General features: G+C 43.1%; 7 protein-coding genes. All 7 read left to right on the forward strand.

Features of this window, described 5'->3' with window-relative positions:
• Window positions 1-19 precede the first annotated feature (19 nt).
• The 7 genes from U0035_RS00045 (at window position 20) to U0035_RS00075 (ending at window position 13008) form a co-directional block, all read left to right on the forward strand.
• Entirely contained in the window at window positions 20-1465 is a 1446-nt protein-coding gene (locus U0035_RS00045; protein ID WP_162817887.1) for an Ig-like domain-containing protein, read from the forward strand.
• Window positions 1466-1555: 90 nt separating this feature from the next.
• The gene (locus U0035_RS00050) at window positions 1556-3025 is read left to right on the forward strand and encodes a DUF4998 domain-containing protein (protein WP_114791283.1); all 1470 of its coding nucleotides are present in this window, start codon (window positions 1556-1558) and stop codon (window positions 3023-3025) included.
• 49 nt (window positions 3026-3074) lie between these two features.
• The gene (locus U0035_RS00055; protein WP_211316444.1) at window positions 3075-4910 is read left to right on the forward strand and encodes a hypothetical protein; all 1836 of its coding nucleotides are present in this window, start codon (window positions 3075-3077) and stop codon (window positions 4908-4910) included.
• Window positions 4911-4931: 21 nt separating this feature from the next.
• Entirely contained in the window at window positions 4932-6569 is a 1638-nt protein-coding gene (locus U0035_RS00060; protein ID WP_114791284.1) for a beta-N-acetylhexosaminidase, read from the forward strand.
• A gap of 63 nt (window positions 6570-6632) precedes the next feature.
• Entirely contained in the window at window positions 6633-7928 is a 1296-nt protein-coding gene (locus U0035_RS00065) for an alpha/beta hydrolase (RefSeq protein ID WP_162817888.1), read from the forward strand.
• Window positions 7929-8222: 294 nt separating this feature from the next.
• Window positions 8223-11018, forward strand: a complete 2796-nt coding sequence (locus U0035_RS00070) for a beta-L-arabinofuranosidase domain-containing protein (protein ID WP_114791286.1) — start codon at window positions 8223-8225, stop codon at window positions 11016-11018.
• A 187-nt stretch (window positions 11019-11205) separates the two neighbouring features.
• Complete coding sequence (locus tag U0035_RS00075; RefSeq protein WP_114791287.1) at window positions 11206-13008, forward strand: hypothetical protein; 1803 nt, start codon at window positions 11206-11208, stop codon at window positions 13006-13008.
• The last annotated feature ends 376 nt before the right edge of the window (window positions 13009-13384 follow it).

A 13384-nucleotide genomic window follows, 5' to 3' on the forward strand; every position in this document is an offset into this window, starting at 1 on the left:
ACATTAAATGAGTAATGGAATGATCGTACTTACGGCAATTTTATCGGCTTTGTTATCTGTAACTGCGGCCAGCAGTTGTGTGAAAAATGGAAATGAGTATACATTGGCAGATCTGCAGCTGGACCGGCAATTGTTGATTATGGAAGCAGGACAGGCGGAGCAGGTTCATGTAACCGCAATTCCGGAGGCAACGAAACAGGTAACAGTTCAATGGGCTTCCGCTGACGAAAACGTTGCGGTGGTTGATAATGGATGGGTAACAGCAGTTGGTGCAGGAGAAACAACCGTAACTGTAAGTTACAAAAACATACGTAAAACAGTGCAGGTTAAAGTGAATGGTCCGGATACGGATAAGAAGCTGGCGGTTCTCTTTGACAGGTCTCTTTCCAATACCCCGCAAGCAGAATTAATTTTAAACGGTGTCGCCAATTATACTAAGCAGGGATTGAATATAACCGGTACCGCCAGTACGGTCAAACTGGATAAATTTTATGCTATTGCCGAACGCAAGGTACAATATCATATAAGGCTGTCTGCAGATGCAAAAGCTATATTTCACAGCAGCGAGAAAGATTTTAAGGCCTATGTAGATGTTGTTAATAAAAAAATAAGCATTGCGACCAGTCCTGTTACAGAGAAAAAAGTTGACTTTCTGAAAGCTGACCAGGACTATATTATTGAGATCTATCATGTATATCAGCAGGCAAGACTACGTATTACCGATATGAAGACAAAACAGCAGGCAGAGGTTTCGGCAGTGAATGACGGGCAGGGAGGTACCGGTAAAGGCGTATTGCAGCCGGGCTTTGCCGTGGGCATGCAATGGGACTACTATTGCTTCGGTCTTTCAAGCGGAACATCCATGCTGGTAAAGCGAATCGCTGTCAGTGCTTTAAAGAAGAAAGTAAAATTGTTGCTGTATGGCGATTCTATTACGCAGCCGGAAGGATATTTCCTGTCTAAGGATTTTCATTTAGCCTGGACGCAACAGGTAATCAATAAGCTGAGCGGCAATGCTATGTCGAGCGGGCGTGGAGGAGCACAGATTGATATGGTAATGAATTATATTAAGAATGAACTGCCCTTTATCGAAACAGAATATGTAATGGTCACCATAGGAACCAATGGCGGTAATACAGAAGCTAAATTAAAAGACCTCGTCAGTTACATCAAAGCCAATGGGGCGATACCTATTCTTAATAATATACCCAGTAACGAAAGCGGAACGCAGGTGGCGGTAAATGACCTGTTGGCCAAAGTGAGGAATGACATGAATATAAAAGGATGCCGGTTCGATTTACCTACTTCTATAGATGGTGATGGCAAAGTGGTAGATAAATCTACTATGTATTGGGAGGATTACAGTGGTAGCTATGGATGGCAGATTTATCATCATCCCAATGAAATCGGGGGTGTTAAAATGTTTCAGCAAACACTGATTGATTTACCGGTTTTATATCAATAATACCTCATCAAAGCATGTAGGCGAACTTACCTGAGAACCTGAATTACCGGTAATCTTTAACCGTAAAAACATGCTACTTAAAAAAAATACATGATTAGGAGTCTGTATGTTGCAATGTTGTTGGTCCTGTGCGCCTGCTCTAAGAGCGAATCCCAGGCTGACGTTATTCCGGGCAAGGTTGAAGCATTAAATATATATCCCGGTAAAGAACGGGTGCGGATTGAGCTTTCATTCTCAGATCCGGGTATTGAGTATTTTGATGTGTATTGGAAGGGGAGATCCCTGTCGAAAAGAATTCACAAGGATGAGGCGGTGAACCGCACTGTTACCAGTTATATTGAGCAGTTAAATGAAGGGTATCATACATTTGATGTGGTGGCCTATAATGCCGGAGGGAAAACTTCTGCTGCTGTGCAGGCTCAGTGTATGGTTTATGGGGAGGCTTATTTGTCCGGTTTAAATAACCCATTAGCGAGGGATATTGTTTTTATCCGGGGTAGTATCCCTTATATAGAATGGAATGAGCTGGAAGGAGATGCCGTAGCTATTAATATAGACTACACAACGGCAGCCGGAACGGCACAGAGGGTCAGGGTAATCAAAGGCATGTCCACGGTGTCGCTGCCCGGTTACAAACAGCTATCTGAAGTGGCTTATCAAACCCAGTATCTGCCCGGGCAAAACTCAATTGATACCTTTGCCGCGCCGAAACAAATTATTCCTTTCTTAACCCAATATGCCAATCACACTTTAAAAAATATTATTGAAAAATCCGGATTGGTAAACCGGGTTATTTCTCAAACCGGTACGGATATTCATCCCGATGTGGAATATACGAGGCTTCAGTTTGAGAACGGATCCGGTGCTGCATTTAGTCTTTTTGCACTTGGGGTGGATCTGAGTAAAGGTAATACCTCTTTAACTACGTTGATGCCGGATAATGCTACCCAATTTGGTTTACAGACTGTTAAAACAATGGCAGAACGTCGCGATGTTGCCGGAGGAAAGATCATAGCAGCTGTCAATGCCGATTTTTTTGACTGGTCGCCTGTATCGGGAAGGCCCTGGGGGCCGGTTGTGGTTGAAGAAGCGGTAGTAAAGAATTTTATAAAGGAAGGGATCGGTGTAACTACCTATTTCGGGGTGAAGAAGGATGGCAGCCTTTCTATCGATTTGACTTCGTCGTTATCTGCGGCTGATTACAATAGCTTCAGTAATATGACCGGAGGGGGAACCAACCTGCTGTATTTAAGAGGTGCGCCTCGTGTGTATAATGATGTGGTGAGAGAGCCACGCACTATGATTGGTTACACGAGCGATAAAAAAGTGTACCTGGTGCTGGTGGACGGCCGGCGTCCGGGATATTCTGTTGGTATGACAATCGACGAATTGATTGCCGTAATGAAAAGCCTGGGGATTTATTCGGCCACCAATCTTGATGGCGGGGGCTCCAGTACGATGGTACTGAAAAATAACAATGGTGCATTTGAAGTGGTAAACCGGTATTCCGATGCATCGCCGAGAGCTGTTGCCAATGCAATTGCAATTAAATTAAAGTAGCAGGTTTAAGTTCAGGAAGATACGTAATCATTGAAGTAAAGAGAAGGCAATGAAAATAAAGAGTTTTATAGTTTTTTATTGGAGCGTCATGGTTATGTTGTTCTTCTGCGCATGTAAAAAGACGTCCAATGCTGCTGAGGAGGGAAAAGGAGCCGGCCCTGGTGCAGAAAGAGTTACGAACTTTAATAACGTTGTAGGTGTCGATCATTTTGGCCGGACATTCGGAAGTATTTCTTCGATGAAAACTGATAAACAGGTAGGACTATTCTTTTGGCTATGGATTGGTCAGCCGCACGCCGGTAACATTTATGATGCCTCAAAAATATTAGCGATGCCCAACGGACTGAAGTTGCTGACAGATTTTGAATACCAGGATGAATCGATCAGCCCAAACGGTCAGGCTCATTTCTGGGGTGAACCTATATGGGGTTACTATAATTCTGAAGATGAGTGGGTGTTAAGAAAGCAGGTGGAGATGCTGACGATTGCAGGTATTGATTTTATTTACTTTGATGCTACCAATGCGTTTATCTATAAAAATGTTTTTATGAAACTGCTGGCCATTATAGATGAGTATCAAAAGAACGGCTTTAGCCCGCCGAAAGTGGCTTTTTATACCCACTCAAGGTCTTTCCAGACCACGCGGGAGCTTTACAGGGAATTGTACCAGCCCGGCTTATTCCCTGATACATGGTATCGGGTAAGTGGCAAGCCAATGATCATCGCTTATACCAACCCGGAGGACGATTTAAATGAGGCCAGATCGCGGGGAGACCAGGATTATACCCCGGGCGTTTTGCCCCCCGATATTCTTGGTTTTTTTCATTTTTACCGGCCTCAGTGGCCTGGTGATCCGGTATACCCAGATGGATTTCCCTGGGTAGAATGGATTCATCCGCAACCTATGCATAATGGTGTAATGAATGTGACGGTAGCCAGTCATCCCAATGTTCCCATGTCTTTTTCACTGACCAGGCCCAATGAAATGACCAATTGGGGCAGGGGATGGAACCCTTTCTCTAAACAGAATAATGCAGCAAATGTAGATAAGGGTACTTTTTTCCAAACACAATGGGATTACGCCATTGCTGCGGAACCCAAAATGATTTCAATCGGAGGCTGGAACGAATGGATTGCATATAAGCAGCCTTACTGGAATGAATATGTTATGGTAGATGCGGTAAACAAAGAATATTCCAGGGATATTGAGCCCATGAGGGGTGGCTACCAGGATGCATTTTATATGCAGATGATACAAAATATTAGGAAATATAAAGGTGTAAGCAATGAAATTACGGCGTCTGGAAAAACAACAATAGATATTACAGCCGGAGAAGAGCCATGGAAGCGGATCCCTTACACTGCAGTTAATATTAGTAAGAACAGGTACGAGCGTAACTCATCGGGTGCTGCAACTATTACACGGTATACGCAGCCTGCCCCCGAAAATCATATACAGGAAGTAAAAGTGGCACATGACGATCAGCAGATCTATTTCTTAATAAGAGGAAGAAATTCTTTTAGCAATCCGGGAGGCAAATTCAACTGGGTGAATATACTGATAGGTACCGGAGTTCCTTCCTTAAAAGCATGGGAGGGTTACGAGTACCTGATCGGTAAAACCTATGCCTCGGGCCAAGCGTCGGTAGGGAAGTTACAACCAGATTTTAAAACAATAGCCAGCGGTGCAGCGAAGTATACAATCAATGGAAATGTACTCCAGATCAGTTGCCCCAAGGTAGCAGTAGGACTTAATGGATCGGGAACCTTCTATTTTAAGGTAGCAGCAGATGTAGCCGAACCACAGGATATTATGTCCTATTACACTTCGGGCAGTTCGCTTCCGCTGGGCCGGTTAAGTTATGCTTATGCAATGGGAAATTAAATTTTAAACACATCTCAAAGTATGCCTTCATTTATAAAACGTTTAAAAATCACTATTGGATTTTTTATTGTAACAATTTTTTTTATTTATTCAACGGGTGTTTTCGCGCAGCCTGGTAATGTAAGCTTGCTGCCTTACCCGGCGGCCATGACTATAACAAATGAAACAGTGGCATTTGAAAAAACCGTTAAAGTATACGTTGCAACAAACAGGTTGGTTGACAGAAGCTACTGGACAGGAATTTTTCAGCAAATGGGGCTGGAACCCGAATGGCTGAAGAGCGCCTCAAAAGCACAGGTTGTTTTTAACATCAGGAAGGTAAAAGAGAGTAGCGATGATGAATCTTATACTTTGGAAATAGCACCTGGCAGGAAAACAACCATTGAGGCAACTGCAAACAGCCATCGTGGTATTTTATACGCATTGCAAACGCTCAGACAACTGGCAAAACGATCCGGATCCTATACAACATTTGCGGCGTGTTCCATATCTGACAAGCCCGCATTTTCCTGGCGGGCTTTTATGTTGGATGAAAGCCGTCATTTTCATGGTAAAGAAACGGTGAAGCGGCTATTGGATGAAATGGCAGGTCTCAAAATGAATGTCTTTCACTGGCATTTGGTTGATGACCCTGCCTGGCGTTTGGAAATAAAAAAATATCCGGCACTTACGGCCATCGCATCAAGGGGAAACTTTGAACATATGATGCGGTTTCGTGATGCTCCCAACAGGAAGGATAGCTTGTTTCATGGACCGCCCGCCCGGTTTTATACACAGGATAATATAAAGGAGATTATTGCCTATGCGCACTATCGGGGTATCAAAGTGGTTCCGGAGATTGAAGTTCCCGGTCATGCAACAGCATCCATTTTTGCTTATCCCTGGTTAGGAGCCAGCAGCAAGGAAAAAGGGTCAGGAATTCATGGAGATCTGTATGATGTAACAGACCCGAAAGTTGAAGCGTTCCTGCATAATGTATTAGATGAAGTAATAGCATTATTTCCCGATGGTATCGTTCATATAGGAGGCGACGAGGCAGACTACGGGCATTGGAAAAGCTCAAAAAGTATTAATGATTTTATGAAAAAAAATGCTATTCCAACTTATTCTGATCTGCAGGTATGGGCCATTAACCGTATGTCAAAATATATTGCCCGGAAAGGATACCGGATGATTGGCTGGAACGAAATTACCGGTGATAACATAAGGGAAGAGGCGCATATACAGGAAGGTAGCACCGGGAAGCTTGCTAAAGGTACTATTGTGCAATTTTGGGACGGCAAAGTGAGCCTGGTAAATAAGGCAATTGGACAGGGATATGATATTGTTAATTCCGAGCGGCATTTTACCTATCTCGATTATCCATATGAAGTAACTTCTTTGACAAAAGCCTATTCCTTTAATCCGGTTCCCCAGGGTATAGACTCTGCTGATCAAAAAAAAATATTGGGTCTCGGTTGCCAGATGTGGGGTGAATATACTCCCACAACCGAACGTTTATATTATCAGATATTCCCCCGGATAGCAGCTTTTGCTGAAATAGGATGGGTTTCGCCGGAAACTAAAAGAAGCTATGTCGATTTTAGGAAAAGATTGGAGACACTGGAGCAGCTGTGGTTACATAAGGGATATATAAAAGAACAATCAGGCAAATACTAAGCAATATTTGAATATATACAACTAATGTATGAATGGTCAATGAATAAATTATTTATTACAACAATGAACAGGTATAATCTATTTTTTTTCTTTTTGATATTACATGTATCGGGCTTCACCGCTAAGGCACAGCACAAGGAGACTGCCACTCATAAAGTACATTCAATTGAAAATGGAAAAGTATACATCATCACACAAACGAAAGCAAGTTATAAAATAGATTCAGCCCGTTATGCCGTTTTTATTCCTGAGGGCATTACCAGCATTAATGGGGTATTAATTCATCAGCATGGTTGTACTATGGAGGGGCGTGGTATGGCAACGGCTTATGATGTGCAGTACCAGGCATTCGCAAAAAAATGGAACCTGGCAATTGTTGGCCCCGATCTATATGCCAAAAATAATTGTCACGATTGGAAAAACCCCGGTTCGGGATCGGCTGATGCTTTATTAACAACGCTCAATCAGGTTAGTGTACTGGCAAAGATTCCTTCTCTCAAAAATGCACCCTGGCTATTATGGGGTCATTCCGGTGGAGGATACTGGTCGCAGGCTATGATGGCTGCATATCCGGAAAGAGTGATGGCGCTTTTTAGTTATTCTCCGGGCTTAAATGCGAGCTTTAATTACCCTGAAGCAGCCATGCAAATTCCGGTGATGATCAGGTATGCCGGTCCGGAGGGAGACGCCTGCTGCTGGGAGTCTGCTGTACGTACTTTTAACGAGTTGCGAAAAGGTGACGGTATGGTAAGTATCGCGTTAACCAGGTATCAGAACCATAATTACAGCTTTGTTCGTTACATGGCCATTCCATTTTTTGAAGCGGTAATGCAACAGCGAATGCCCGAAAAAGCCGCTAGTGGTTTTACAGCCATGCGCCCGATAGACCGATCTAAAGCCTGGTTGGGAGATACCGCTTCATTGAACATCTATCCCGAAAGACATTACCCCGGTGAAAAGCTGAGCGCTTCCTGGCTAACAGATTCGATAACTGCTGTAAAATGGAGGGAGTATATAATAACCGGCACTATTACAGACCGTACGGCTCCCCCTGCACCATATGGGCTTAAGTTGCTTCGAAGACATAATATGACAGTAGAGCTGAGCTGGAAAGCTGATGCAGATATAGAATCGGGCATCAGTCATTTCAACATTTATAAAGACGGCAACTTGATAAATCGTTTTCCCTCATCGGGTATATACCAGGGCTTTGATACCAACGGTGACAATGCATTTCCTATGACGGTAGCTCCTTTACACATGGAAATAACCGTTGCCGCAAACGATACAGGCAAAATAGAGATTAGTACTGTAAATCATTTCGGGTTGGAATCTGCAAAGGTTCTATGCCCCCGGTGATCATTTAAAGTGATATTCTTCGGGGCAACTCAGGACAGAGATTTGCTGATACCTCTTTAAGTTTGTAAAGTAAGCATAGCAGTAGTTAGTTATAAAAAAGGTTGCTTTATAAAAACGATATGCCTGCCAGTCTCTTGCCAATTACCGGCACTGCCAGAATTAGCAAACCAGTTGTAATAGTCATTTGGTACAGTAAGTCTCCTGTGTAATGACAGTATTGTTGTAATAGATGCAAGGTCATCAATTTGATGTGTCACAAATACGATTCATTCCTCATATTAAATTGCATTAAAGATGATTGAAGGAAAAGTAAGGATATTTTTTATTGCGCTGATTATTGTTGTATCGGGCACACAAATAAGCAAGGCTCAAAACGTCCAGGCAGGTGATACCGCCCGCCCAAAAGAAAAGGGCATGGAGTATTCAGGGGTAAAAGAGGTAAAAACCAACGAAGGTTATGTTAACTCCAGTTTGCGTGTCACCAATGGGAACGAAAGGGTTATCAATGATACAGAACTGACTTATTCGGGCAACTGGGAATTCGACCGGCTGTTGGCACGGAGTAGCGGCTATTTTTGTAATACCCGCGCTGCTGCTAAGCAGGATGGCGCTACTGCTGTTTACAATTTTACAGATTGTGAAGGCATTGTATGGTATGCGCAGCCTGTTAAAAATGGTGCCAAGGCAGAGGTGTATATAGATAACAAATTGGTAGAGGAAGTAGATTGTAGTAAAGTAAATTCAGACGGTGTGGTGTTCAGCAGCGGCGCATTAAAGCGTGGCGATCACAGGATCGTAATCATAGCGAAAAAAGGCCCGGTTGAAATTGATCGGATAGGAAGCAAAGGCAGGGTTACAACTCCCGTGAAAATTGATGGCGCCAACCATTCATTTGTTCAGTATACAGCAGGATTTAAAATAACGCCAGCCACATTAAATAATCCGTCAAGCCAGGCGGTTGCTTATGAAGATAATGAAAATTGGGAGTTTTACGCTAAGGGGTCTACTTTTCAGTGTTTGGGCGAAACAGGCCCGGATGGGGGCGTTATGCGCATCTACATCAATGATAAGCAATACGGTGATATTAACCTCTATTCAAAAAACAGGTCATCAGGTAAAATTTTATTGAGTCTGACTAACTTACCTCCGGGCAAGTTCAACAGGATCAAAGGAGTAGTACTTACACGAGATAAGAAAGTAGCCATTGAAGGATTTGTTATCAGCGATCCCAGCTGCCTCATGGTAGAAATGAACCTTAACACGGATAGGGAAATTGCCAAAATGGCCCGGCATGAAACTACTGCTTCTGATTCTTCCAGCTGGAGGCCAGTGAAAATGGGAGCCAGTCCGGCGCTGAATGGGGTTTTATTAGGAGCGGGCGTTTTCCAAACGGTATTTAACAGGAACATTCAGTACCTGAGCGACTGTTTAAAAAAGAAGCACTGGGTAAATGATAAAGATCCCAACAGGATATGGATTGATATCCTTACCGGCTCCAACGAAGGCCGGATGCTTGGTGGAATGGGACATACGCTTCGCTATAAAGAAATTCCTGAATTCAGAAAGGCAATTGAGGATATACTGGAAGAGATCGATCGTCGTCAGTACGCTAATGGCCGGGGCTATATGATGCCCTATGAAAGTATCAATTACAAAATATCAACGGATACCTGGCCATTAATAATGCGCGATGAGCAGAAGAATTATGATCGTGCAATGCTAACCAAAGGACTGCTGGCCGCTGGTAGTGCAGGGCATGACAAAGCATACCAGATACTAAGACCTTTTTACGACTGGTACAACAATGCTAAAGAATACCTGCCGCTGATGTTGCTGGGAAGCATGGGTATACAGGGTAGCATTGCAGGACCTATGGTCTACCATTCACCCATCGGGAAGCCGGAGGACATTCAGACCAATATGAAATATTATGATATGGATTGGTGGCTGGATGCATTAGGGGAAGGACTTCCGGAAGCGGCCTGGAGATTTACCCTGAATCGTCCGCATAATTATTTACTAACCAGTATCTGTGCTCTGTTTGATATCTATAAGGCAACGGGTGAAGAGCGCTACCTTAAAGCCTGTCTTGGAGCCTGGAAGATCTACCATGAGTATTTCCAGATTCCCGGAGGCGGCATCAGTTTGTGCGAACACTTTGAATGCAGACCACAAACGCACAAGCTCACCAATCTTCCCAATAATATTTATGAAACCTGCGGTAATGTTTTCTGGGTCGATCTGAACCATCGGCTGCTTCAGTTATGGCCCGAGAAGGAAGTATATGCAGCGCATGTTGAGCAATCATTATACAATATTGTATTTGCTGCCCAGGGTGAAGATGGAACGATCCGATATTTCAACCAGGTGAACGACGGCAAATTTCCTACCTTATGTAATAATACTTGTTGTGAGGTACAGGCTACTGCAATTTATGGGATGCTGCCGCAATATATTTACTCGCATGCAAACGATGGCGTTTATATCAATTTATTTGCAGAATCTGAGTACAAGGGGAAAGTCAATGACCAGGATTTCAAATTAGCGATGAACACAAAATTTCCCTATGGCAATAATGCATCCTTAACGGTTTCATTGACTGCTCCCGCAGCTATGAAAATACGCCTGAGGGTGCCGGGCTGGCTTGCGGGAGATTTTAACCTTAGGATTAACGGGAAGAAAACAGCAAAAGCCGTATCCGGAACATACGTTACGCTGGATCGTACCTGGAGCGATGGAGACGTAATCACGTGGGAGCTTCCAATGAAATGGAAAGCAGAGCAATACGTTGGTGATACGCGTATTAAAGGCGCCACCAGGTATGCATTCTCTTACGGCCCCATGTTGATGGCCCTGAAGGGTCCTATGATGCAGGATGTCTTCCAGGCTGAAAACGAAAACTCTGTTCGCCTCAATATGACACCCGAAATGCTGTTAAACAAAATCAGAAGTACCAATACACCTTGCGATTTTATGATTGATGGCGTACCGGATTATAGTTTTACGCCCTATTTCGCTTTACAGTATGGCTCTTTTACTTGTTTTCCCGGACTGGATAAGGCGAAGCGGGGAAATATGGGTAATAAATAACTGTTCAAAAAACGAAGGCAAAAGTATAGTAAACCAGCCGGAACAGCACCTTGTTTCGATTAATCCCGGTAGAACTTCGGCGTCGTTAATACCGCCATCTCATAAAATCAGAATACAGGTAGTAATGCTTTTTTAAAGAATTATTTTAAACGGAGTTTTATACAGAATTACTCCAAACTAATTATGTATGCGCATGCTTAAATATGGCTTTGCTTCAATGCTTGCAGTTGGGATCACTATGCTCTCACCTGTTGAAGGACAGGGCCCTGCAATTCAGTTACAATTAAAAGCAGAACAATCTATGTGGCGTTTGGCCGGTACGGATGCATTGAACAGAAGTTTTGGGCCTTCTGCAGGAAAGCTGGCCGCAGAGAAAACTGTTGGTGTCTTTTATTCGTTATGGCTGGGGCAGCATAAAAGCGGGCAGAAAGCTGTTTATGATATTCAGAAATTATCAGAGACCAATCCTGAAGCGTTAAATGATGTAAAAGGCAGGCCGGAAAGTCCTTTGAATGAATTTCATTTCTGGGGAGAACCGCTTTACGGCTATTATAGCATGAGCGATCCCTGGGTAGTAACGCGGCATATAGAACTACTCACCAATGCCGGAGTAGATTATCTGTGCATTGATGCAACGAACCGGGTGCTTTACGCAGAACCGGTAAAGAACCTGCTAAGGGTGTTGACAATGTTTGTGGAGCAGGGGTTTAAAGCGCCTAAAGTAGTTTTTTACACCAATAGTTTTTCCGGCACAACAGTAGACGATCTCTATAACCAGTTTTATAAGTCGGGAATCTATAACCATTTATGGTTTAGCCCCCTGGGCAAGCCGATGATCATCGGAATTACCGAAAAAAACGGCAAAGCCTCCGACATGACCAGGCATAACGAATTTACTGATTTTATAAAACCTGAAATGCAGCAATACTTTGATGTAAGAGAATCTCAATGGCCTAATGGTGATTATAACCGGGTTTCCATTCCATGGATGAGCTGGCAATACCCCCAATGGAACCATAATGGAACGGTTGCTGTTCCGGTGGCTCAGCATAGTCACTCGGTGATAGTAGCCAGTGCCATGCACCCCGAAAGCAGCCGCGGATACAACAATGTAACCAAACAGGTTGAAAAGGACTGGACGGCAGGTGCTAATTTTCAAACCATGTGGGATGCCGTGTTTCAAAGCAAAGCCAATATTGACCATGTATTGATCACCTCTTTTAATGAGTGGATGGCTATTAAATATGCCAATGCACACGGACATGATAAGGTTTTTTTTGTGGATGTCTATAACCACGAGTTTTCCAGGGACATAGAAATGATGCGGGGCGGCTACCAGGATAATTTTTATTTGCAGCTGGCGAGAAATATACGGCGCTTTAAGCTGAAAGAAGTTCCGCCGGCAGGGTATAAAGAAAAGACTATTGACATAATTAAAGGATTAGACAGCCAATGGAAAGATGTGGAATCTGTGTATACGGATGTTGCTGGTGATGCGATCAGCCGCAATTTTTTGAATGCCACTGGCACACATACTTATACCGATAACAGTAACCGTAACGACATTACTGAAGTAAAAGTTGCACACGATAAGAAAATGCTGTACTTCCGAATAACAACAGCTTCCCCTGTTACTGTTTATAATAACAACGATGTTAACTGGATGAATATCCTTATTAAAACTAAAAAGCCGGGCAGCAATTTTGCAGGCTACCAATACATCATTAACCGAAAACCTGCTACACGAAAAAAAACTTCCGTTGAACAATCTTCGGGAGGCTATAACTGGAAAGCTTCGGGTAATGCGCAATATGTGGTAAAGAATAATGTGATGCAGGTGGCGGTTCCACTTCATGCTGTGGGCCTTACAGCTAATAAAGTTTCATTTGAATTTAAAGTTTCAGATAATGTAACCAGGTATAACGATATAATGGACTACTATGTAACAGGTGACAGTGCACCCATAGGGCGCATGAACTATGCCTACTGATGTATTAAAAGAACAGCACAAACCTACCAGAATAATTGAACCTATCTATGATGAAAGCCTGATATTTGTACCCAACCGGTGACATTTATTAAAAATCGGGATCAATTTTACCCGGATATAAAAACTATTCTGCTATATGCAGGACAAGTCAGGACAGGATGTAATAAAACTAGTCTTACTTTAGTACAAGAACAACGATTGTATAGCATTCCTGCTCTCCGGGGCAGACATTTTGAGAAAGTTTGATTGTTAAAAACATGAGCTGATCAAAAGATGCCGGGAACAAAGGAAATGTAATATGAACTGAACTGATAAACCATAGGGGAATGGATCTTTTATGAATAACAGCCATTGACGGCTGAATATTTATTGTGTT

It is taken from the genome of Niabella yanshanensis, assembly GCF_034424215.1.
Taxonomy (GTDB): Bacteria; Bacteroidota; Bacteroidia; order Chitinophagales; family Chitinophagaceae; genus Niabella; species Niabella yanshanensis.